The sequence below is a fragment of the Gammaproteobacteria bacterium genome, assembly GCA_029881255.1.
GTDB lineage: Bacteria > Pseudomonadota > Gammaproteobacteria > S012-40 > S012-40 > JAOUMY01.
The window spans coordinates 955,052-979,042 of record JAOUMY010000001.1 but is presented as its reverse complement, the minus strand read 5'-3'; the positions used below and the strand labels follow the sequence as shown (position 1 = coordinate 979,042).

Here is a 23,991-nt window from a genome sequence, read left to right as displayed (position 1 = left end):
CTTCAATTTCATAAGTAATATAGGCCAGTATCCTTAAAAGTTAAACACTTTGGCCATTGTATTTTATTATGTCATTCAATTAATTTATTTGATGAGTAAATGCTTGAATATATTAGGAAATTCCTAGGTTATTCCGGGTCTCATTAGCACCTTTATCTTCTTGATTTAATGTTATTTTGCAGTAGGTTAGAAACAGTATTGAAAGCAGAATTAACGCGTACACGCCGCGTTTTCCAAAGGGGGCTAGGGCCAATATCCCATCAGTGGTATGCTATGCGGCTTCCTGAACACACGACTATGAAGCAAAAATATGACTGAAAAGACAATCCGCATCGCAACCCGTAAAAGTCCGCTCGCCCTGTGGCAGGCAGAATTCGTCAAGGCTCGCCTGGAGCACTTTCATCCCGGCGTACAGGTGGAACTGGTAAAAATGGTTACTCAAGGGGACAAAATCCTAGATGCACCCCTAGCCAAAGTGGGTGGCAAAGGTCTTTTCGTCAAGGAACTCGAAGTAGGAATGCTTGAGGGCAACGCCGATATCGCCGTACATTCCATGAAAGACGTGCCCGTAGAATTTCCTGATGGACTGCACCTGGCCACGATATGCGAAAGAGAAGATCCCCGTGATGCTTTCGTATCAAACACTTTCAGTAGCTTCGACGAATTACCTCACGGTGCCCGCGTTGGCACTTCCAGCTTGCGTCGCCAGTGCCAAATCATGGCACTCCGTCCCGATCTTGAGATTGTCACCTTGCGTGGCAACGTAAATACCCGTCTACAAAAATTAGATGATGGCGAGTATGACGCCATCATTCTCGCTGCTGCCGGCCTAAAGCGCCTGGGGTTTAACGACCGGATCAAAGAGTGTATTGATCCCCTGAAGAGCCTGCCTGCAATAGGTCAAGGCGCTGTCGGCATCGAGTGTCGTAGCGATGACGAGTACATCAACACCTTGTTAGCCCCTCTCAACCATGAAAAAACGTCTATCCGTGTTCGAGCCGAACGCGCAATGAACAATCGGCTTGAAGGCGGCTGCCAAGTACCAATTGGCGGTTATGCCGAACTCGACCACGGCGTTATTGTATTGCGCGGGCTTGTAGGTCGCCCCGATGGTAGCGAGATTATTCGTGGCGATATCAGCGGGCGACCCGAGGATGCTGAAGAACTAGGTCGTGTATTGGCAGATGATCTGCTTTCACGTGGCGCTAAAGAAATTTTGGACGAAATTTATCGAAATGCCTGATACCGTAGCGCCATTGACTGGTCTTAGTGTTCTGGTTACAAGACCAGAACACCAGGCCAGCGCCATGCGCGCGCTTATAGAGATTGTCGGAGGAAAAAGCATATTGTTTCCTGTACTGGAAATAGTTGACCCAGACGATCTTGGCCCGATACAGGATACCATCCGGCAACTCGATAAATTCGATATCGCTATATTCATCAGCCCTAATGCCGCCGAAAAAGCACTCAATCTAGTCCGCAAAACACGTCAATGGCCCAAGACGCTGTCCGTCGCCGCCGTTGGAAAAGGCAGCGCGCGGACATTGAAAAATCTTGGCATACTGCCTGACATTTTCCCCAGCACGAAATTCAACAGCGAGGCATTACTGGAAATGCCACAAATGCAAGACGTGGCGGGGAAAAAGATTGTAATATTCAGAGGAGAAGGCGGCCGTGAGCTTCTCGCTGAAACCTTGAAAAGTCGTGGCGCGGAAGTGATCTATGCGGAGTGCTACAAACGCGGCAAACCAAAGGGCGATGTTTCGGCACTGATGCGCGCGTGGGCAAGAGGCGGCATCGACATCATTACAGTTACCAGCAATGAAGGCCTCAGCAATCTGTACGACATGGTGGGACAACTTGGACGCCATTGGCTACAGAAAACACCTCTTGTCGTCGTGAGTGAGCGGGCTGAGGTTCTTGCTAAAGAACTTGGATTCAAAAGCGACATTATAATAGCCCCACAGGCGAGTGATGACGCCATAGTCGAAAGCATCATTAAATGGCATGAACAAGCACAACAGCGGAAATAGTGATATGAAAACTGAGGCCACCATCGAAAAAGACAATGACGCTGACAAACATAAGAGCTCGGGTCCAACGTCCGCAAAAACGGAAGCCGATAAGCATTCCGAATCCCATACCAACAGCACCGCCGGTAAATCCACCAACTCCAACAAAAACGACTCAAAAAAATCTGATAAAGCAAAAAAGCCAAAACCCGAAAAACAATCCAGTAGTGGAAGCTTTACCGGCACATTAGGCTTTCTTCTCTCTATCGCTGCCTTGGGCGGCGGATATTGGTTATGGCAACAGCTGGATAACGCGTTGGACTATAACCAACAACTCGCCGCTGAACTACGCTCCAGTATGGAACAAACAAAAAATTCAATAGAGAACAATAATCGCGCACAGAGCGAACAACTCAACAGTGATCTACAGTCAATCACTCAACAGCAACAGGGAGTGGAGACGCAACTCAAGAATTTACTCACCAGCATAGGAAACTCCTCACGCGACTGGAAAGTCGCCGAGGCGAAATACCTGCTTGAAATAGCCAACCACAAACTACAACTTCAGAGAGACGTACCAACATCGATTGCCGCTTTGAAACTTGCCGATGCGCGCATACGCTCGACTGGCGAACCTGCCCTGCTCAAGGTTAGAGAAGTCATCGCCAAAGAGATCACGTCCCTAGAGACCTTCGCGCAGCCTGATACTACTGGCGCGTCACTTAAGCTCTCATCAATTGCTGACGAAGTCAGCAAATTGCCACTGCAAGTACGTGTGCAACAAATTGGATCAAGAACCGCAACACCAGAAAATAGCAGTGATTCCAGCAATGCTGTTGAAAATCTTCCCAGCGCTATGTGGAACTCTCTCAAGGGTCTGGTCACTATTCGTTATAACGATAGACCAATTGAACCTCTACTGACCCCAACTCAGGCATCCAATCTCAATGAGAACGTGCAAATCAAACTCGAACAGGCTCGCCTCGCGATCTTACAAGGTGACCAAAAAATTTATAATGACAATCTGGACAAAGCGGTCGCCTGGCTGGAACAGTTTTATCAAATACAAAACGAGTCGGTCACGCTGACTATTGCACAGCTAAAGACATTGCGTGAACTGAATGTAAAACCAGATCTTCCCGACATATCCACCTCCCTACGTGAACTAAAAAACATGGCACGACGTCTTCAACTTGATCTTGAAGAGGATAAGCAGGGAGGGAAGCCCTGATGCGACTCATCATACTGTCTGCGCTCACCCTGGCAGCTGGCGTATGGCTAGCGCAAGTTTTACGTGAGGACACGGGTTACGTACTTATGGGCATGGGACACTGGACAGTTGAGATGTCTTTTGTACTGTTTTGCTTATTAGGCTTTGTCGCAATTGGCATAAGTTACTACCTGCTGCGAACACTAAGCAGCATCATGCGTGGCAGAAGAATCTATCGTAAATGGCGTGTAAACAAGCTTGCTTCTAGCGCCAGCGAGGACCTGAGTAAGGGGCTGCTTGCGCAATCCGAAGGTCAGTGGAATAAGGCGGAACGCGCGCTTGTTAAAAAGGCAGAGAACAGCAAACAACCCGTAATCAATTATCTTGAGGCCGCCAAGGCTGCTACCGCACAAGGTGCGAGCGACAGAGCCGAACGATATCTCAAACTGGCCCAAACGGCTGCGCCCAGAAAAGATATCGCGATTGAATTAACCCGCGTCGAATTATTACTCAATAAGAACAATACAGATTCGGCACTGGAGATACTTCAACAATTGCGCAAACAAAAACCCAAGAGCACCCGTGTACTGGATCTGATGGCCCAGGCCTTTAAACAACGAGGTGAATGGGACAAAATCATCGACATAATTCCCGATATACGCAAGCACCATGCGTTAGATCTTGACAGCTATCTGGCACTAGAGCACGAGACTTACATGGGTTTAATCGAACAGGCTATGGCATCAAAGGACAGCCAGCGCATACGCCAGGCATGGTCTCGTTTACCGAAACAACTACAGCAAGATAGTGAATTGCTATATGCCTACGCACAGGGACTCATCGAACTCAATGAGTCCAGCATCACCGAACCGCTATTGCGCCAAGCCATAGAAAAAGAATGGCAGCCAAAGCTGGTTTATCTTTACGGATTAATTAAAGACGTCAACCTTGGCAAACAGATCCAGCACGCCGAACGCTGGCTCTATGGACACGAAAAAGATGCCGTATTGTTACTAACTCTGGCGCGCTTGAATATTCAGAAACAACTATGGGGAAAGGCGCGGAGTTATTTGGATGCAAGCCTGGGCGTAGAACCTACTCCTGAAACATACTACGTATTAGCGCAGTTACTTGAACGAATTAACGAAGGCAATAAGGCTAATGAGTTTTATCGCAAGGGCTTGATGCTGGCGTCTCAGACATCTCAATATACGGCAGCCTAACAAACAATACAGATAGATATTCTAAATGAAGATTGTTGCTACACAATTCAATCCGTTTAAATTCTCTCGCCGCACTTCACCACAATTGACAGGGTAAAGTTATCTCGCGCTCACATCAGCTGTCTGCGCGACGCTGCTTCCTGCTAAAGAAATGGAAGTTTCTGCCGCTTTTATCCTAATATAGTCCGCCCCCATCATCTACGCACATGAACTGCAATATGGGTACAAATTCAAAGACACTTCTCCTGGCATTGGCCATGTTTTGTACCTTGGCCACGAAGTCAGCACTTGCAAATGATTCGGCCGAGTTTACTGCCTGTGGCGCCGATGCCGATGAGGCCCGGGCCGAGTTAGGAAAAAATCTCATTGTTGGCGTCGAAACTCGCTTTCAACGTCAAACTAATACTGCTGAAAATGGGATATTCGATTTCTTTTCGACCCACACATCGGTACAGCACAAGCAAACCTCTAATATTTTTCTTTGTAACACCAAAACAGAACAGGAAGTGGATGGCCGATATTGCGCAAAAGTCGGCATGGAAGAATTGCAGGAATGCGCACAAAAAAAACTCGATCAGCAATTGCGATATTCGACCACTAATTTGCCTGACGCATCTACGGCTCGCCTAACACTTGCGCAACAGTGGATGGACGACATCAATCAGTCCAGGGGATTGTATACGGTTGTAGGCCAAGTACACCTGGGAATTGAAAGACTGCATCAATTAATTTCGATAGAGAAGGCGCTAATGCAGGAGCTACACACCCAGTTTGTTCGATTCAATGTGAAGGGCGGTGAAGCTACCATAACTGTGGACAATGATACAAAGATTCCCATCGGTCGCGATGTAGCGCTCGAAAACGGAAAACATAGCTATCGAATAGAAAGCATAGGCCATTGCCCCATAGACGGAGAATTCGAATTACATTCTCTAAACAAACATGAAGTCAGTCACGACCTGGACGGCTTTCGATTTCCCGAACTGTCTTTTCAATCCAATCTCGCCGACATAGAGCTTATGGTTGATGGCAAAAAGGAAAGCGTTGGAACATACAAAGTTATCAATCGTTGCGAGGGCACGGTTGCCTATGCATACACCTATCAGGAGGTGACAAAAACTGGTCAGGTTAAATTGAAACCCGGTATGCGACAAAAGATATATCGCGGCTTCTCCTCGAAACAGATTATCGGGCTCGTCGATAAGTACAAACGCGGCAGCTACTGGTTAGTACACTATGAAAACTATTTGCCAGCAAAATCGACGCTAGGGATCAGGCGCTATGAAGGCGTACGAATCTCACGTCACACGCTCAATGACTACTTCAGAAAAGGCTGGCAATTCGCTTACGTCTCCGGAAAGAATGGTAGTTACATGATTGATTATAGTGCTAGTTTTCGCCTGCAACTGCTGGATTTCAAGAACGCGACATCGGTACTGCATCTGGGCTCGTTCGTATTTATACCCCACATCGGAATTGAGGCTGGCATCAGTTACCGAAAAATCGGCAACAGTAAGAACTTCTCAACGATTGATATTGATCGAATGGATAGAGATTTCAAGAAAATTGTCGTGATGAGACCATCGATTGGCGTTGATACCACCTTCAATAGCGGATTCACCTTTAGTGCAATTTACGGCAAGAACCTGTACATCAACCAGGAGAATACGTTTTCGCTCGGGATGGGGTTTCGATTCTGGTAAATGTCCTCAGCGCTAAGTCGAGCCGCGAGTGAGCCGTAAGTATAACGCCTCGTACAACAACCCTGATTAATCACCAGAGGGAACGGGGGAGATGATAGGGTCAAAAGCACCCGGCTGCGGTTCGAAACACGAGCTCTGATCGCCGCCCTGAACTCTTAGGTATTGACCTGCCAGTAAAATCACACCGCTTGACCGGTCGCGCAAAAAGTAGAAAAACGGTGCCGTATCTGCAGCTGAACTCGGCATGTCGACCGAACAGGAATACAATATTTGAGCGTCGCTAACTATATTGTCAAAAGACAAATAACCGAAATAGGAAAAATCAGGCGCGGCATTAAGTGTAGCCCAGGCATGCGATCCAACTGCCACGCCGTCTTGACCGAGCGAAAATTGGGCCTTTTGTGATGAGGCACCACTATACAAACCGCGCACTCCACTCGCGTTTGTAAATTTCAGATCGGTAGACTCAGCAGCGGGGACGCGCATGTTTAGCTCCGCGCTAAACTGGGGGAACTTTCTTGAAATCGCCTGTTCGGTCTTCCCCGATTCGATATCTGCCAGCACCTGCGCCAGATTCGCTTTGATCTCCGCAAACTTACCCTGATGAGGCGTCACGAACAACACATCAAGACTAGCTTCTTTGGTTGCTATTTCAACCGCGTCGTAGTTCTCTGCCGCATAGGCAGGAAACACGCCTTCAAACGCGACCATAGGCACGTTGAAAACAATACTATCGGCATTCGCAAAGCTACCCGTAGTCAATGTGCCAGTAAGGTTAATCGAAGAACTAAATGCGGCGTTATACAGCACACGAGTACGCATACCAATAGAACCAGGGGTAGCCATCTCTTGATGCGAGTGCGTTAACAACCATTCCGCTGTCTCATCTTGCGCTTGCGTCGGAGATTCACGAAAATCGCGCACAAGCGGCGCGCTCTGCCAGCTATTGGCGATCAACTCAAGGTATTCGTTCTTCAACTCATAGTCCGACTGTACTAACACACGTGCGCTACCAATCCCGTCCAATGGGCGTATCGAATTAAACAGGTCAGGAGTAACGTCTGTTAGTGACAGATCAGAGAGAAACGCCGCTCTATCCTCATCTGGCAGCGCTGCATTTATTAGCAACTTGGATTGAAGATCCAAATAGGGCGAGATCAGACTATTACCTTCTGTCGATGCAAGAACCGCGAGTGCATATTGTTTAAAAACGTCTGGCGTTTCGTCTGTGTTCGCTGTATTTTCGTCTTGGGTGACAAAAAGATAATCACTTGTGTTGGTGTGGTCCACATCGCCTGCTGCCCCCCAGATATTGTCCTGGTATTGGCGTTTTTCGCCAGAGCACACCTCGCGATAGACCTCTTCACCCTCTAGAGATTTGATTCTTCCAAGATTAACAATAGCGCCTGTTTGCTTTTCTTGCACAACGAAGATAAACGGTAGTGCTTGGTTGGAACTGAGATTTTCTTTTACCAATGAGCAGATGTTTGTCGGATAGATCGAAACTCCACCGCCTCCGCTGGCATCCCAAATGTACAGATCATATATTGCAGACACCGCGGCATAAGTATCCTGATAGTATCCGTAGAATTGAGCGGCCGTCTCCGAATCATCTCCCTCTAGCGTTACCGTAGTAGTCGTACTTGCCGAGACACCAGACGCGCCAACACCCATCACTGACGTATTACGCAACGAATTTAGCTTCAGATGCCCTTCACCATTGACTCCAGCGAAGTTTTCGGTGGCATCTATCCACGGCGTTATTTGGTAATCCGTCGAAGTAGTAAACACAGGTAATGTGAAATGGGTTTCCTGTTCCGTAGCCAGACTGTCGAAATCGCCAAGAATTTGAACGATATTACTTTGCGTCTCTGACCAAGACGCGGCGTCAGGCATAACAACAATCATTTGAAACTGATCGTCTTTCAAAGGCAGCTTCACGGCTTTAAATCCATCCTGATCGTAACGCGGATAATTACCCAGCCAGCCGATCATTGGCACCCGCTCCTGGTAGGAACTACCGTCCTGCCATAACCCGTCAAACTCCCTTATTTCCGACACGGGCACATCCCATTGGGCATGCAAACCGATTTCATTTTGAAACACCACACGGGTTTTCCAGCTCATCGCAATATCTAACACGTCTGGACGCGCGCCAAGGAGAAAATCCGTCTCCTGCCACTGAGTCGAAAGGTCCGAAATCATCGACGCCTGGAATGTTTCGGCAAATAGGTACGCTTTTTGTGCCCAGATGCGGTTTGTATAGGTCAAAGGCAAACCCGTCGACGTCGGATTTCCCCAGTCCGCCCCTAAGGTATCGAAAGAGGCCAGTGTCCTTCCGGCGGCAATATTCAGAAAACGAGATATCGTCGGGTAGGAGATCGGTGAGAATACCCCGTTTGAATCGCCTAAATCGGCAAACTGTTGGTGGGAAATTTCATCCAGCGTCGCCAGAGGGGTCTCAGTGAGGAGTTCCTGAATTTGGAGAACAGCGGTAACTTCGTTCTGGCCTACGGAATCTATCGGTCCTGGAAAAGTGTACGAGACGGTACCTAGAAGAGGACTGTGTTCTTGATTTTCATCCGAACCAGTCTCTTGATCAGAGCTCGATTCTACTTCGCGGTCATCGCCAACGACGGTATTCGATACTATTTCCTGCTGTTCTTCTGTATCCGTGTACTCAATTGTTACTAAAAAATTTTCAAGATTGCATGCGGAAAGCGTTATCGACAGGCCTGTAAGAAGCGTAATCGTTTTTATCGTTTTCATATCCATATGGACCAGGTTAGTTTTTCGAATTAATTTTCTAAACCCGTGCCACAACTCTTTTAGCGACCCACATACAAACGCCGCCGTGGTTGTGACAGGTAGTCATGCACTAGGCACGAGCAACTATACCACAGTACGGGGCGTGTACGTATTCGGATCAGAGCTTATGCGAAGCCTGGCGCTGCGCCTGTTTTATATGTTTTTTCGCTAGGCCCATATAGTCGATGAGTATATTGGCCGCTTCCTGTAGTTCAATTTTTTCGACAGCTTCGGTCAATTTCTCATCCGGCTTGTCGTCCTCATCATCGGAAGAATTGGCTTCTTCGTTATCAACAGGCTTCATACCACGAGATAAACGAAACTTGTTGAGGCGTTTATTACGGGTGTCTTCCTGCGCTTCACGTTCAGTTTTTCGCTGATTTAGCAATAGGGTAACTTCTTTTTTGCTCATGGTATCCCGCCTATCCTTAGCCTGAGCAACGAGAAACTCGAATCCCTCATCTGCTTGCACCCGCTGTTGATGACGTTTTTCGATTTCACTCAGACTGTTTTTATCACCCGAAAAAGGCGTGAACTTGGCCGCCACGATATTTGCCCAAGGCAATGCATTGTCCAATGATCGCTCACCCTGATCATCCCCTCCTCCCGCAGTCGGAAAGACAATGTCCGGTACCACGCCACGGTGCTGGGTGCTATCACCGTTTACACGGAAGAACTGCGCGATAGTCAGTTTCAGTTTGCCAAGATCAACATTTGGATTGCTCACATAACGGTTCAAATCGACAACTGACTGCACAGTGCCTTTTCCAAACGTCGGCTCACCGAGAATAATTCCACGCCCATAATCTTGTATCGCTCCGGCGAAAATTTCTGACGCAGAAGCGCTAAAGCGATTTACCAGTACTGCCAAAGGACCGCTATAGGCGATCTCCGGATCGGTATCGTTATTTAACTCCAGCTTGCCCGACTTTTCCCTAACCTGAACAATAGGACCGGTTTTGATAAACAGCCCGGTCAGCGACACCGCTTCCGATAAAGACCCCCCTCCGTTTCCACGCAGATCAATCACAATGCCATCGACGCTTTCGGCTACTAATTGATCAATCAATTCCTTGGTATCGCGAGTGGTGCTACGAAAATCTTTGTCGCCGCGCGAATAGGCTTCAAAATCCATATAGAACATCGGCAAGGTAATCACACCGATACGTTGTTTCTTGTCACCATCTGGAATTTCGATAATGGCTTTTTTCGCTTGCTGCTCTTCCAGCTTGACTTTGTTGCGCACCAAAAGAATTTCTTTCACCGGCCCGTCAACACCGCCTTTTTCAAGAACTTGCAAGCGCACCACGGAATCCTTCGGACCACGTATCAAATCCACCACGTCATCAATACGCCAGCCTATAACATCCTCCATCTCGCCTTTCTTGCCTTGAGCAACGCCAATAATCTTGTCATCCTCATGTAGCAGTCCGGAAAGATCTGCAGGTCCGCCAGTAATAATACGTTGCACCACGGTATATTCATCCACGGTACGCAAAGCGGCGCCGATACCCTCAAGCGACAGGCTCATATTGATCTTGAAGTTCTCAGATGTTCTCGGCGAGAAATAACTGGTATGCGGATCAAGTGTCGCCAGATAGGTATTGATAAAAATCTCGTAGGTATCTTCTGACTTGATTTGGTTGGCCTGCGTAATAATACGTTGATAGCGTTTAGTCAGTGTCTTTTTCAGTTCTTTGTCGGATTTTTTCGTCAGGCGAAGGGTTAACACATCATTTTTTACACGCTTGCGCCAAATTTCATCGAGTTCTTGGAGATCTTTCGCCCACGGCAATTCCGTTCTATCGAATACGAAGTTTTCGTTGAGGTTAAAATCAAACTTCTTGTCCAGCAATTTCAACGCATACTCAGCCCGTTCAATGCGTCTATCATTAAATGTGCGGAAAATCTTAAAGGCCGGTTCAACATCGCCACGCAATAGCGCGTCGTCAAGGCGCTTTTCGTAGGTGTTAAAGGTCTCGATATCTTCCTGGGTGAAGAAACTGCGATTCGGGTCCAGTGATTTATAGTATTGGGTCAGAATAGACATGGACTGACTGTCGTCCAGCTCTTTCGACTTATAGTGGAATTGTTCTATAAATTGGGTTATCAGGCGCGTGGCCAAAACATGTTCGCGACTGGGTTTTAGCTCTTGCTCGGATGCAAATGAGACCGCGATAAGCCCTATATATAAAGAAAAACCCTGGACTAACAAATTTGATATTCGTTTATGCATCATTCATCCAACTCTTTGTTTGTGGAAGAAATATTTCCCGTTACCTCGAATTCAGGCGAGGTCCATGAAGATTAGAACACCAACACTTGAGAGAGTTTCCCTCGCAACATTGCTCGCTTGGCGCCCTATTAGACCTCATCGTTCTTTGGCGTGAAAACGTTAGGCCTATAGATGACACATAGTCGAGGTTTGTCACCGTCAGTCCCGCCAAAAGGGCTAAAGCAAGTTACCTGCCCGATTGTAGGACTCTAAAAAGGCAAAACTGGCGCCGATTCAATTTACCTGAAAGCAGATGAAATTAAAGTAAATTTTGTCCCGGTTCTAAAGATATTATTCTCTTTCCAGGGCTTCCAGCGCCTCGGTTGTGTCTAACCAATCCATTTCAGCGTCTGAAAGACGTGACTGCACTTGACGCTGTTCTTCCATAAGAGACTGCAGCCGACTCTTATTACTTGCGTCGTATAACGAACCATCGCCAAGTACTAATTCCAATTCGGTCAGACGCTGCTGTTGCTCGGCCATAGTTTTCTCTAATGATTTTAATTTGTTACGTAAAGGTTGCGTCTTTTTGCGCTGTTCGGCTGCCTGTTGACGCTGCTGCTTTTTGTTTGACGAAGCCGGTGCATCAGATAGTAGGCCAGAATCGAGACGCTGCTGCTCCTGGACCCAAAGTCGATAGTCCTCCAGATCTCCGTCAAAATCTGTCACCTTCCCGCCAGCAACCAGCCATAAAGTGTCGGCCACGGTTCTCAGCAAATGTCTGTCGTGGGAGACGATGATCATAGCGCCCTCAAATTCCTGCAGGGCAACCGTCAATGCCAGCCTCATTTCCAGATCAAGATGGTTGGTCGGTTCATCGAGAAGTAACAGATTGGGTCGTTGATAGACAATCATGGCCAGGACTAGACGCGCCTTTTCGCCGCCGGAGAAATTCCCCACCGATGCCGTTGCCATATCTCCGGAAAAGGCAAAGCCTCCAAGAAAGGAACGAAGAGTTTTTTCACTGGCCTTGGGATCTAGCCTTTGCAAGTGCAACATGGGACTGGCCTCAGCATCCAGTTGCTCTAGTTGATGCTGAGCAAAGTAACCTATCCGTAAATCAGCTGCACCAGTTCGTTTGCCTTGCAATGGGGCAAGTTCTCCCGCGAGCAATTTAATCAGCGTAGATTTCCCTGCGCCGTTACTTCCGAGCAGACCGATACGATCTCCCGCACGAATCGATGATCTCACTTCGCGTAAAATTGTGTTTGCGCCATAGCCCGCTTGAACTTCATCAAGAACCAATAGCGGATTCGGCACATTGTCCGCTGAATGAAAAGTAAACTGAAAAGGCGAATCAACATGCGCCGGTGCTATCGTCGCCATACGTTCCAAGGCCTTCATACGACTTTGCGCCTGTCTAGCCTTAGTCGCCTTCGCGCCGAATCTGTCGATAAACTTACGCATATGCGCTATTTCGCTTTGCTGCTTCTGATATGCAGCCTGTTGTTGCGACAATTGCACCGCACGCGCGGTTTCGAAGTCAGAATAATTACCGGTATACAGTCGCAATTCGCCGTTTTCGATATGCGCAATATGCGTCACCACTCGATCCAGAAAGTCCCTATCATGGGAAATTAGCAATAAGGTTCCCGAATAAGCACGCAACCAGTCTTCAAGCCAGATCACAGTTTCCATGTCGAGGTGATTGGTTGGCTCATCAAGCAACAACATGTCGGATCGACACATCAGGGCTTGCGCCAGATTCAAACGCATGCGCCAGCCACCGGAAAACTGTTTTACCGGCATGGATTGCTGATCAGTGGAGAACCCCAAACCGGTAAGCAACTTTGCAGCGCGCGAGTTCGCGGTATAGGCCTCAGCAGCTTCGAGATCTGCATGTAGTTGTGCGATCAAGCCTCCATTATCGGATGCTTCCGCTTCTTGCAGTCTAACTTGTAGCTTTCGTAAAGGCAGGTCGCCATCAATGACATACTCGATAGCGGGTTTTACTTCTGGAGGCGTTTCTTGCGCAACATGAGCAATTACTGTTGCTGAAGGGATATACACTTCACCCATGTCTGCATGAAGCTCGCCCCGTACAAGCGCAAACAAACTGGATTTACCTACACCATTGGCACCGGTAACGCCAACACGCTGTCCGGCGTGTATGCTTACAGTCGCCCCGGTCAGCAATTCACGCACGCCTCGACGCAGACTTACCTGATCCAGCTTTAACATCTAAAAAATTGGCTCCTGTTTTCGTACCGCCAGGACAAAATCGTTATCCTGGCAATGCATAGAATTAATAAGCGTCGAATGAAATATTATCAAGCCAGGCCTGCGAACTTTCAGTCACTGCCGAGCCCAATCTTGAGAAACGCCATTCGATAGTATGATAGCCCGCCTTTATTGGAAACTTTAAAAACGACCAATACGAGGTTTTATTTGCTGTTCCAACCTGAACACCGTCAACGAAAACCTTCAACAAGGCGCAGCATTTATCGTTGATCAATTTGTAATAAAAGGTCATTTCACCAGCAAGAAACAATCCTTTGAATTGAATGGCTGAATCCCCGTCTTCGAACACATCAACAGCTCGCAGACTATTCGCACCTGCACCTGCACCGCCGCCACTTTCTACACGCCAACCTGCCTGACTCACTATCGGCTGGGACCAGGTAGCAGGCAAGGTCTCGCCCTCAAAATTTTCCATCCAGGTCGAAATCGCATCAGGTAGGGACAATGGGTCATTGGGATCTGTATCAAAAATAGAATGTTCGTCCATATCGCCAACACCGTCGCCATCACTATCCTTCAACAGCGGATTGGTCAGCGTAAGTAACACTTCTTCGCCATCACCCAGCCCATCCAGATCGCTGTCTGCGTTAAACGGACTGGTGAAAAACTCCAGAAGCTCTTCCGCATCCGATAGATTATCGCCATCAATATCGGCGCTATAGGGTAGCGTTCCCAGAGTAAACTCCTGATGATTATCCAAACCATCCTGGTCCAGATCTTCTGCCGCGTCATCAGCATTTGAGTCACTCAATCCTGTCATCGACTCCCACCATGCCGGAATGCCGTCCCCGTCATGATCACCAATCAGGTTGACTGCATGCAAGGCACCATCGTCCGATGCGATATATAAACTTCCAGCGGCATCCATCGACAGTTTGCCCGACGCTGGGTATTGCCATATTGCATCGCGCTTCTCTATATCCAACATATAAGTCTGACCGCTGTCCTGAACAAACAGCACATTGCGTGCAGCGGCCACATTCCCAATCAACGGCAAGCCGCTATCCGGCTCCCAGTACCACAACGTATCCCCTGTCAGCTCATCAATCACGCGCAGGGCATCCGAGTCAATTGCAAAGACCAGCCCGTTGACCAACACAATGCTACGACTAAAACTACCGCTGACACGCCATCTTGTTTTCTGCGTCAGAAAATCAAAGTTGACCAGATCACCGTCTAGTATTCCCAGAATATTATTCATCGGTCCCAGCACTGGCGCCAGACTTTGATCCCACTTTTCTTTTGCATTCGTCCAGTCACCAGTTGAATAAAGAACTTCACCTGACGTCCGACTCATCACCACCACTTTTGGGAGAACGCCATTAGCAAAAAAATACAGATAATCTCTGTCGAGTGTTGGCATTGAAACCGTGGTCTCGTCGAATCGGTGAACCCAATCCGATTCAATCTTATCCATAGACGAAGCATAAACTACTGAACCACTCCGATCGGTAAAGAAATACTCATCAACTGCAGGCACAACTTGCACCGAACGAGTTCCATACGATGCTTTCTCAGACAAGGTAATTTTCTTAAGCAAACTTCCGTCTGCCGCATCAAATACTTTTAGATAATCATTTGAGTTGGTGGAGGTCACAACCATTACACGACCATTACTATAGGAAGGCGCTCCCATGTATACATCTTTTGGATAACGCTTCTCCCAAATTTTTCTGCCGTTTACTGCATCGATTGCAACGAGAGAGCGCCCATCAATACCAGACTGCCGCGACAAATACACGCGACCCTCTGCTGCAACCGCATTACTCAAACTTTCACTCACAAATGGTGAAGCCGTCCAACGCGACGAAACAGCGTCGTCGTCCACTGTGTATGCCAACATACCTGTGTGTTTGATTCCACCTTGATAAGTGGACCATTCTCCAACTTGAGGGATAACGTCTTTATCGAGAGGATTGCCACCCAGAAAGTATTCCTCTTTGTTACTAAAACCGTCCCCGTCGCTATCTTGCGCTGCGTCGTTCTTGTCTGTCGGATTCAGCGCGTAGACAAGCTCCCAGTGGTCCGACATGCCGTCCGCATCACTATCGGGACTGAGAGGATTCGTTTTGAAGTCAATTACTTCTTGTCCATCTAGTAGACCATCACCGTCGCTGTCAGCATCTAGGTCACTGGTACCCTGTGCAATTTCTTCTTCCCGTGTAAGGCCGTCACCGTCTGCATCGTTATCCTTATTGTCTCCGACGCCGTCTTTATCCAGATCAGAAAATTCGGTCGGGTCCAAGGGAAATGCATCCAGCTCATCAAACACACCATCCTGGTCATCGTCTTTGTCTCGAATGTCTGCCACACCATCTCGATCACTATCAGGTGACAAGGCATTTAATTGCACTGCAGAGTTTGGCACGCTGATAAACAATTCGCTGATTGGCAAATTTTGTTCTATGGCCTCGTCATACATCAACTTCCGTACATCGTAAATTTTATACTCTGGGCGTTGGACGAGATTTAAGGCATTCAACTCCACGCCAAGAACCACTTGCTCGAAGTCGTCAACCGGCATCATCGTATATGGCGTTCCGACAGAATTTCGCCCATTCATTTCGCCGTCGCTGATATCTTTTGCCAATTCACGCAACACTTCGAAAAAACTTAACTTTTGTTCAGCTGAGATGCTTGACGCTAAAGCTGCGAGCGCTTCATTGGCCTTACGTAGCTTGATCGATGTAACGAAATCCTGATCATCAACGCCAAGCAAAACTGGCGGCGAGGTAAAAAGATCGGTGGTTTTGTCCAGACCAAATCCGATTTGAGAAATCACCAGTGCACTGGCCTGATTTAAGATCTCTTGAAAGTTTGCGTCGTCCGTGTACAAATTATCTGCGACAAAGTATGCCAAGGTACTGAGCGGTGTCGCATACACAACTGTATTCTTCTCCAACTGCTCCTTTGAAACAACAGTAAACAAGGGCGTCACGCGGTTCGCGATATCATAGATGCTTTTGTTCGTCGGTCCCATCCGATCGACTTGAAGAAGAAACCAATTGTCGACAATTTTCTCTAATCCGTCGGTTTCAAATTTCCCCCAACTGTCGGTGGTACCTGAAGCCAGCTTCCTTCCCATTCGAAACAAACTGCCGGAGTCAACAACATACAATTGATACTCACGTCTTTCATTCCGTCCGGCGACAACCTGGCCATGTAAGCGCGTCGAGTCATCTGTTTGTACTTCGGTGTTTTGGTTCTCAGAAACCGTAGGATTGTCAGAATTCTTGTACACAAAACCTGAGTATTCGCTAGAACATCCCAGCAAGAAATTTGACAAGAAAAGAGAAATGGCAAACAGCCATAAGTATGGACGACGCAGTGATGACATGAACAACTCCCTCTGCTTTTTTGTTATAGACCTGGCCGTTGCAGTCAGATCGCCATGTGTGGACGAGAGCGCTATGATATCAAAACTTCAGTCCTTACAGCCATCACGCAATCCCTGCAATAATTCCCATATACATCAGCATGTTAAATTTCAAACACTAAACAAGAAGGGATTTACTACGCTACACGTTACTAGACCCTGCCCGTTCCGATGCCTATCCTCAAAACCAGCATGTTTCGAGTGACCGCTCATCCACTCACGTAAACAGCACTAACAACAGTCGTTTTAACTGGATACAAAAGTCGATTTACCGCTCACGACATTCTTACGAAGATATATGGATAGAGATGGTACCTGTCAATTCGTCGCGTATGAAACGGTGCTGACTAGCAAAATCATCACACCACCGCACCTAGGTGTATTAAAGCGTGGCTGCACTCGCCAGCGGCGACATGTCGATGCTATACGATTGATCTGACATGTAATCCGATATTTGTCGACTGGCTCTTCCCGCATTAGTGCTCAAGCGTAGCGTGTTTACAGCCCACTCACCAACATTCACCCAGATATCTGGACCAGGACAATTGGGGCGGCTGGACGGGCTATATTGTTGATGAGGGTGTATAGAGTGAATATATAAAAGTGGGTGATAGACCAAGGCTTGAACTAGCAATCTGCCTGCGCGCAATGCCGCCTCAGGAACGCGAGGACCGCGGGGACGATCACGTCGTCTATGATTGTAGTGTCCTTCAAATTCAATTTCGATAGCATCACGCAGGCCTGCCGTACCATTCAGCAAGGTCTCTACATCATGCGTATAGCCGATAACGCCGTTTTGACGAATAACGAAGTGTGCAATAACAACATCAAGACGATGATCGTCTCGTCGAAAATCCTCAGGATCCGAAGCTTCAGGAAAGTCTTCTGAAGACGAAATACCCATCTGGTGAAGAATAATACGCGTTATTGAACCCGGATCGCGCCTCCCGCTAGCGGTTAGCCCAGTACGCGCGTCTCGACTTCTGGCATCAAACCCGCTGCGCGCATCGGGCCGTCGGGAATCTCCTGTTGCACTTCCTCGACGCAAGTGACTCCGATAAATAACGCGGCCATCGCGAGTTTGAAATTCATCCGCCGCAGCAACGCGTCTATCGCGCAATGTAACACCAGGAACTTTGATATCCATGATTGCCTCTCAGATTCGAGCGCGAATAAGTGAACAATAGTCATCCCCTTTGGATTTAACCACATACTATCGGCTAAACAACAAAGGAAAAGTGTAAAAAATCACATCAGGCTTACAATCGTGCCTTTCGAATCATTCCTTGGACGCTTCCAGACTGATTTGCGGAATTGTAACTGACAACATATCCCCTAAATAACGCGACTACTAGGAAAACTGCCTGTATTAGGGCGTTACAATGCCTTTGCATAATCAAGAAAAGGTGTTTACTATTCCAGGAAATATACTGTGTTTGCACTGTTTTACGAGGATAGAGGATGAACTACGCCACACTTGGAAGCCTTTCAATTTCTATTGTTTTGGCGATTTATACGGTAAATTGCAACGCTGCTGAAAATCATCCTTCACCTGGACACGCCGAACCAAATACACATCAGACTGCCGTAACACATACCGTCGAAGCACCTGAAAAAAAACATCGAAATACTGGTCCCGCCTGTGAAGGATTTGGACCGCAAACTCCTCGTGATATCGACATACGCGCAGGTTTAAATCCCGCCGTGTTTCCAGTCGCACCACCGCGAGAAAAATTAAACCTTTGCAATATTCATTTTCATGAAAGCGCAGAACACAGAGCTGCCGCGTTTTCTATTTATGCCGGAGATGGACATGATGGATATGGCAGTGGTTACCAATGCGGTATCAGCAAACAACTAAGCAAAGAAGAATTGCGCTCTCCCCTACAAGCCATTTGCAACGGAGCACATGGAGATCTGCAGCCCGGCGATACCATCGAAGTGCATTGGGTGCATACTTCTTGTGACGTGAAACCAGGCCCAACATTAGGCGCTTGCGTTACCGACACCTGCTCCAATCCCAGTCTTCGCGTCGAGACCCAGGTATTTACCCTGGTAAATGATCACAAGGCTTTGGATTTCCTCGATCTAACTTATGGCGGCTTTAAACGCAGAGGCTTGCATCAAGCCAAGAATATTCCTTCCAATACTGGAAGGCCGGTTGAATTTCTCGGCTCCACGACCGGCCCCAAATATTCTGAACAATCATGCTCACCTTACCAGGTTACCTGGAGTGTTAGACCAGAGTGCGCAAAACTAGACATCAATAGTGTTGGGGAGTGGTGTAAAGGGAACGTGTTCAAAGAGGACCACGCGCATGGCGTGCGTGAGCTGGTGACAAACCCGAAGTTACTATCAACAATACATTAGCAATCAACTATTGGTCATTGAAAAATGACGAGCGATAGCAAAAGGCTTAGACGCACTCTTTTGTGTCATTAGGCGTTGTTACCAAGTTTTCTGGCGTTAAATCTGCGAGACACTTTTTAATCCAGCTGTGAGCCTCACCGATACTCGCAAACTTTTTCATGCGTCCCTTGTAAATCCGATTTTCCATATTATTGGGCAGAAAATCGGGGGAACGATAACTTACTATCGCGATCATCTTTAAACGCTTTACACTGGCAAAATAGTTATACACCTCAATAGGGACAACCGAATAATCGGATTTTCGATCGAGGATCATGGCGTAGTCGCCGTTGATTTCGTTTTCAATTAACGCAATTGCTCGGCTGACTTTCGAAGCATCAATATTGACACCAGAATATGCCTCGGCAACGACGATATATTCATCCAGGAATGTAAACTTACCAAAATCTGTTTCCAGTTTTTTCACAAACATGCACCACGATATTTAATCCAAGCCCTCAACCATGATTTGAGGCGAACGACTAGCCATAACAAAAAACATTCACGATAGGCTACCAAAGATACATACTCGCTCTTTTGTTCAGCACAGATATCTCATAGGCCTGCAAACACGGACGTTCCATAAACCCGTAACACACATGTAACGGTAGGAGATGGTCCTCTCTGGGGTGACAATAACGCGCGTGCGGTGCTTCATCCCACTGCACAAGTCGTTTGCGCCGCTCTGACTCACTAATGTCTTTACTCGACATGGTTTCGATTAACCAACGCTCAAAAACCTTGTTCATATTCTCTGTCTCAGGAGATGTGGAGGCGAAAAATGCTTTCATATTGTGGAATGAAAAACCCGAACCCAGCAGTAGAATGTTATCGTCCGTAATCTGCTGCAAGGCCTTGCCCAGCCGGATATGTTTTTCGGCGTCCAGGTCTTCAAAAAGTGATAGCTGAACACAGGGAATGTCCGCTTCCGGATACATAATCTTCAACGGTACAAACAGCCCGTGATCAAATCCGCGCTCCCTGTCTGCAATCGACTCAAACCCATTTTTTGACAACATGGCTTGGAGCGCATCGACTAAAGCCGGACTACCCGGACACGGGTAAGTGATGCGATAAGACGCCTCAGGAAAACCGTAATAATCATATAGCAGAGGTGGCTGTGGTGCTGCGGTCATATGCGGTACAGCAGTTTCCCAGTGCGCACTGACCACAACAATCAACGACGGTTTATCTATCTGACCGGCAATACGTTTCAGGCAGCTGACGAGATCCTGGTGTCCAACATCCCCTAATAAAGGTAGGGGACCACCACCATGGGAAACAAATAATGCTTTTCGTGGCAACTATCTACCTCACTAAGGATTCAGTATAAACCAACGCGTCTCGCAATTATTTTTAGCATAAATGTTTTTGAAACACGAATCAGATTTCATCCCATTCTTCAGATTGAATGTCTTTACGTAATACTTGATAATTTCTCTTAACCATTTCATCACCCAACTTTGCTTTCACCACCAAATTCGATTCTCCGACATAGGGGATTATGGGGCAACGTATTCTAAAAACACCGCTAACGCCGGATTTCAGCGTTTTGGAATCATCTACAAAATAGACACTATCATCTACTCGACCGTAATCATCATTTACAGTCATACTTCGCCCCTGGTCACCATAGGAATCGACGACAGTAACCGCTGCGCTGTTGATGATATTCACTTCAACCGAACTGTGATCATAGTGATGCCTATGACTTTCATGGTTGGCATATTGATGACTCTGGTGTTCTTGTACCGGCGCATCATCCTGGTCGTCATCAGAGAAAATCGCAGCTAACACACCAATGATAAGGATCACGCCCAACACTGCCACGACGGTTCCTACCGTTTTATCGATATAGTAGGCATCATCGGAAAACTGCGATGGCGTTCGACCGGGAACAAACGCCACTTTGCTTATCGCGTTTTCATTCTGAGAATTCACGCATTCAAACTCTGCCATATCGATATAGATATCATTCGTGGATTGATTCATTATTCTCCAGGCAAATTCAAACCCTCCCTGTTCAAAACGAAGAAATTTGTCTTCTATAGAAAGGCTATTGTATCGATCGAGAAGCGCTGTATTCAGTTTTATGTCGGACACATTATAGGTAGGCGTACAAGCCAGCATTACCGCTGTAATGAGAAAGTAGATGTATATTTTTTTCAGCATAAGCCCCAAAGCCTCTCAATATCATTTTTCGTTATTCAAAAATGAGATTTTTTATCAATGCTACGTGGATACTCTTACAAGGCGTTTACAGGCGATTCAACGTCAGGCGCAGCGCGAAACACCGTCCCGCAATCCAGCTTTGATTACGCCATAGCAATAAACTTGGGCTCGCTCTTTATTCGCTTAACCCACTCAGTAATCGCGTGATATCGACTCAGATCAAAACCCCCTTCGTCGGCGACATGGGTGTATGCAAACAGAGAAATATCGGCGAGAGTGAGTTGCTCACCAAGGAGATATGGCGTGCACACTAATTGCTGCTCCATAATCTGTAAGGCTTTGTGCCCACCAGATTGCTTTGCGTCATATTCTGCTTGGCGCTCTTGTGGCAAACCCAGATACTTGGCGATATATCGCGCAACGGCAATATAAGGTTCGTGGCTATATTGTTCGAAAAATTGCCATTCCAACACTTTGGCCTTCTGGAACCTATCCTTAGGCAACAAACTACTGCCTTCGGCAAGAAAGTGTAAGATTGCGTTTGATTCAGCCAGAAACTTTCCATCGTCAGTTTCTAATAGGGGAATCTGGCCGGCGGGATTTTTTGCTAAAAATTCATCGGTCCTGGTTTCCTTTGCCAGAATACTCACATGGACCCATTGATGAGGAAGGTCCAATAGCGCGCAGACCAGTTTAACCTTGTAACAGTTGCCAGATAAGATATCGCCGTAAACAATCATGGTTACACCTTTCGTATCATCATAATAACGACGTTATTATGCTAGCTCGAAACAAAAGGTTCTAGCGTAAAAAACTGCTTCAGCTTTTATGGATGGTCGCGACGCTTGCTGCCAGTGTACAGCTGTCGTGGACGGCCGATGCGCTGATCAGGCTCAGCGATCATCTCCATCCATTGAGCAATCCAGCCAACAGTCCGCGCAATTGCAAACATAACGGTAAACATATTGGTTGGGATGCCAATCGCCTTGTAGATCAAACCAGAATAGAAGTCCACATTTGGATATAGCTTACGTTCGATAAAGTAATCCTCTTTTAAAGCCGTTTCTTCCAGACGCAATGCGACTTCAAAGAGTGGATCATCATTACAGTTGAGCTTACTCAATACCTCGTGGCAAGTTTCACGAATAATTTTTGCCCGAGGATCATAATTTTTATATACACGATGACCAAAGCCCATTAAGCGAAATGGATCATTTTTGTCTTTCGCCCTAGCCAGAAATTTGGGAATACTTTTAACATCACCGATCTCTTCCAGCATATCGAGTGCTGCCTCATTCGCCCCACCATGGGCCGGTCCCCACAAGGCTGCAATACCTGAAGCAATACAGGCAAATGGGTTGGCTTGAGAGCTACCTGCCAACCTCACCGTCGAGGTACTCGCGTTTTGTTCATGATCGGCATGCAATATAAATATGCGGTCCAGCGCCTTCTCGGCCACCGCATCCATTTCATAATCTTCTGTCGGTACGGAAAACATCATATTCAACAGATTCCCGGCGTAACTCATATTGTTGCGCGGGTAAACGAAAGGTTCGTTAATGCTGTGCTTATAACACGCAGCGGCAATCGTAGGCATTTTCGCAATTAAACGATAGGCTGCTGTGCGACGATGCTCGGGGTCGTAGATATCGAGAGAGTCATGATAGAAAGCTGAAAGTGAACCGACAACTCCGACCATAATCGCCATAGGATGGGCATCATGATAAAAGCCATCATAAAAACGCTTGAGGCTTTCCTTGATCATATTGTGTTGACCAATCTCGTAGATAAACGACTCATGCTCTTGCTTGGTCGGCAGGTCGCCATACATCAACAAATAGGCCACACGCAGAAAACTACTCTTTTCCGCCAATTGTTCTACCGGATAACCACGATAAAGCAATTCGCCCTTGTCACCATCAATATAGGTTACTGAACTTCGACAGCTCGCCGTAGATTGAAACCCAGGATCAAACGTAAACATCCCGGTTTGCTTGTACAAACTGGTGATATCAACCACATCCGGGCCGTGAGAACCGCTATACACGGGTAGATCAACAGATTTACCGGTACTGTTGTCGGTGAAGGTAACTGTCTTATCCATAAAAGTCCCTTTGACATGAATAGGTTGAGATTAATCCTGACAACTATTCAAGGTTTGTACCGTCTAACGACGGCACTACTCGATATCCAGCAGTTCTATCCAATGCTTTACCGGGACATCGGCCTTGCTCGCCATATGCATCTGACAACCAATATTGACTATTGCAATCAACTGAGGCTTATCAGCCAGCAGGGATTCCCGTTTATTTGACAACAGTTCCTGAGACAGTTTCGCCTGTAGTAGCGAATAAGTACCTACCGAACCAAAACAGAGAGGCGCTTCCTTAACTTCTGCCAATTGATAACCGACATGTGATAACTCACTGCGCCGCAACAAGCGATTTCTCGCTACCCTGTAAGGTCAGCATTTTTCGTTTCTGTGAAAAACATCTACTTTTTTCTGCTGTTGCAATTGCAGCAGTTTCATCTTTAGCATGATGTTAGAATTTTTTCGATGGT

The 23,991-nt window shown here is 47.0% G+C and carries 17 protein-coding genes; 6 read left to right on the top strand and 11 right to left on the bottom strand.

Annotation, left to right across the window (positions count from 1 at the left end; all coding sequences use genetic code 11):
* The first annotated feature begins 310 nt into the window (after positions 1-310).
* The 5 genes from hemC (at position 311) to OEZ43_04480 (ending at position 6,148) form a co-directional block, all read left to right on the top strand.
* Positions 311-1,243 carry a hydroxymethylbilane synthase gene (hemC, locus tag OEZ43_04500; GenBank protein ID MDH5544829.1) on the top strand — a complete coding sequence of 311 codons (933 nt, stop codon included), beginning with the start codon at positions 311-313 and terminating at the stop codon, positions 1,241-1,243.
* On the top strand, positions 1,236-2,033 hold the full coding sequence (locus tag OEZ43_04495) for a uroporphyrinogen-III synthase (GenBank protein MDH5544828.1): 798 nt from the start codon (positions 1,236-1,238) through the stop codon (positions 2,031-2,033). Before hemC ends, OEZ43_04495 begins: the two co-directional genes overlap by 8 nt.
* 4 nt (positions 2,034-2,037) lie before the next feature.
* Positions 2,038-3,243: a uroporphyrinogen-III C-methyltransferase gene (locus OEZ43_04490; GenBank protein MDH5544827.1), complete on the top strand. Its 1,206-nt coding sequence runs from the start codon at positions 2,038-2,040 to the stop codon at positions 3,241-3,243.
* Entirely contained in the window at positions 3,243-4,445 is a 1,203-nt protein-coding gene (locus tag OEZ43_04485; protein MDH5544826.1) for a tetratricopeptide repeat protein, read from the top strand. The genes OEZ43_04490 and OEZ43_04485 overlap by 1 nt, the downstream gene beginning before the upstream one ends.
* Before the next feature lie 218 nt (positions 4,446-4,663).
* Positions 4,664-6,148 (top strand): hypothetical protein, encoded by a 1,485-nt coding sequence (locus OEZ43_04480; GenBank protein ID MDH5544825.1) that lies wholly within the window; start codon positions 4,664-4,666, stop codon positions 6,146-6,148.
* A gap of 66 nt (positions 6,149-6,214) precedes the next feature.
* Here OEZ43_04480 and OEZ43_04475 read toward each other — a convergent pair whose 3' ends face one another.
* From OEZ43_04475 to OEZ43_04455, 5 genes are all read right to left on the bottom strand, one after another.
* A complete protein-coding gene (locus tag OEZ43_04475; GenBank protein ID MDH5544824.1) occupies positions 6,215-8,917 on the bottom strand; it encodes a hypothetical protein in 2,703 nt (900 codons plus the stop codon).
* Positions 8,918-9,074: 157 nt separating this feature from the next.
* Positions 9,075-11,195 carry a carboxy terminal-processing peptidase gene (locus tag OEZ43_04470; GenBank protein ID MDH5544823.1) on the bottom strand — a complete coding sequence of 707 codons (2,121 nt, stop codon included), beginning with the start codon at positions 11,193-11,195 and terminating at the stop codon, positions 9,075-9,077.
* A gap of 327 nt (positions 11,196-11,522) precedes the next feature.
* A complete protein-coding gene (locus OEZ43_04465; protein ID MDH5544822.1) occupies positions 11,523-13,412 on the bottom strand; it encodes an ATP-binding cassette domain-containing protein in 1,890 nt (629 codons plus the stop codon).
* Positions 13,413-13,476: 64 nt separating this feature from the next.
* Entirely contained in the window at positions 13,477-16,809 is a 3,333-nt protein-coding gene (locus tag OEZ43_04460) for a PQQ-binding-like beta-propeller repeat protein (GenBank protein MDH5544821.1), read from the bottom strand.
* Positions 16,810-17,230: 421 nt separating this feature from the next.
* On the bottom strand, positions 17,231-17,995 hold the full coding sequence (locus tag OEZ43_04455; GenBank protein ID MDH5544820.1) for an N-acetylmuramoyl-L-alanine amidase: 765 nt from the start codon (positions 17,993-17,995) through the stop codon (positions 17,231-17,233).
* A gap of 314 nt (positions 17,996-18,309) precedes the next feature.
* On the opposite strand from OEZ43_04455, the gene OEZ43_04450 reads away from it, so the two are divergent.
* Positions 18,310-19,218: a delta-class carbonic anhydrase gene (locus tag OEZ43_04450; GenBank protein MDH5544819.1), complete on the top strand. Its 909-nt coding sequence runs from the start codon at positions 18,310-18,312 to the stop codon at positions 19,216-19,218.
* 46 nt (positions 19,219-19,264) lie between these two features.
* On the opposite strand, the gene OEZ43_04445 is transcribed toward OEZ43_04450, so the two are convergent.
* The 6 genes from OEZ43_04445 to OEZ43_04420 form a co-directional block, all read right to left on the bottom strand.
* Positions 19,265-19,684: a hypothetical protein gene (locus OEZ43_04445; GenBank protein ID MDH5544818.1), complete on the bottom strand. Its 420-nt coding sequence runs from the start codon at positions 19,682-19,684 to the stop codon at positions 19,265-19,267.
* 85 nt (positions 19,685-19,769) lie between these two features.
* A complete protein-coding gene (locus tag OEZ43_04440; GenBank protein MDH5544817.1) occupies positions 19,770-20,561 on the bottom strand; it encodes a dioxygenase in 792 nt (263 codons plus the stop codon).
* A gap of 79 nt (positions 20,562-20,640) precedes the next feature.
* The gene (locus tag OEZ43_04435) at positions 20,641-21,429 is read right to left on the bottom strand and encodes a hypothetical protein (protein MDH5544816.1); all 789 of its coding nucleotides are present in this window, start codon (positions 21,427-21,429) and stop codon (positions 20,641-20,643) included.
* Positions 21,430-21,572: 143 nt separating this feature from the next.
* The gene (locus OEZ43_04430; GenBank protein MDH5544815.1) at positions 21,573-22,169 is read right to left on the bottom strand and encodes a glutathione S-transferase family protein; all 597 of its coding nucleotides are present in this window, start codon (positions 22,167-22,169) and stop codon (positions 21,573-21,575) included.
* Between the two features lie 86 nt (positions 22,170-22,255).
* A complete protein-coding gene (locus OEZ43_04425) occupies positions 22,256-23,533 on the bottom strand; it encodes a citrate synthase (GenBank protein ID MDH5544814.1) in 1,278 nt (425 codons plus the stop codon).
* 75 nt (positions 23,534-23,608) lie between these two features.
* Positions 23,609-23,869 (bottom strand): hypothetical protein, encoded by a 261-nt coding sequence (locus OEZ43_04420; GenBank protein MDH5544813.1) that lies wholly within the window; start codon positions 23,867-23,869, stop codon positions 23,609-23,611.
* Between the last annotated feature and the right edge of the window lie 122 nt (positions 23,870-23,991).

Bases quoted from the DNA above. Each gene is read 5' to 3' on its own strand.
- hemC (MDH5544829.1), top strand. From the start codon at position 311: ATGACTGAAAAGACAATCCGCATCGCAACCCGTAAAAGTCCGCTCGCC.
- OEZ43_04495 (MDH5544828.1), top strand. From the start codon at position 1,236: ATGCCTGATACCGTAGCGCCATTGACTGGTCTTAGTGTTCTGGTTACA.
- OEZ43_04490 (MDH5544827.1), top strand. From the start codon at position 2,038: ATGAAAACTGAGGCCACCATCGAAAAAGACAATGACGCTGACAAACAT.
- OEZ43_04485 (MDH5544826.1), top strand. From the start codon at position 3,243: ATGCGACTCATCATACTGTCTGCGCTCACCCTGGCAGCTGGCGTATGG.
- OEZ43_04480 (MDH5544825.1), top strand. From the start codon at position 4,664: ATGGGTACAAATTCAAAGACACTTCTCCTGGCATTGGCCATGTTTTGT.
- OEZ43_04475 (MDH5544824.1), bottom strand. From the start codon at position 8,917: ATGAAAACGATAAAAACGATTACGCTTCTTACAGGCCTGTCGATAACG.
- OEZ43_04470 (MDH5544823.1), bottom strand. From the start codon at position 11,195: ATGATGCATAAACGAATATCAAATTTGTTAGTCCAGGGTTTTTCTTTA.
- OEZ43_04465 (MDH5544822.1), bottom strand. From the start codon at position 13,412: ATGTTAAAGCTGGATCAGGTAAGTCTGCGTCGAGGCGTGCGTGAATTG.
- OEZ43_04460 (MDH5544821.1), bottom strand. From the start codon at position 16,809: ATGTCATCACTGCGTCGTCCATACTTATGGCTGTTTGCCATTTCTCTT.
- OEZ43_04455 (MDH5544820.1), bottom strand. From the start codon at position 17,995: ATGGATATCAAAGTTCCTGGTGTTACATTGCGCGATAGACGCGTTGCT.
- OEZ43_04450 (MDH5544819.1), top strand. From the start codon at position 18,310: ATGAACTACGCCACACTTGGAAGCCTTTCAATTTCTATTGTTTTGGCG.
- OEZ43_04435 (MDH5544816.1), bottom strand. From the start codon at position 21,429: ATGCTGAAAAAAATATACATCTACTTTCTCATTACAGCGGTAATGCTG.
- OEZ43_04430 (MDH5544815.1), bottom strand. From the start codon at position 22,169: ATGATTGTTTACGGCGATATCTTATCTGGCAACTGTTACAAGGTTAAA.
- OEZ43_04425 (MDH5544814.1), bottom strand. From the start codon at position 23,533: ATGGATAAGACAGTTACCTTCACCGACAACAGTACCGGTAAATCTGTT.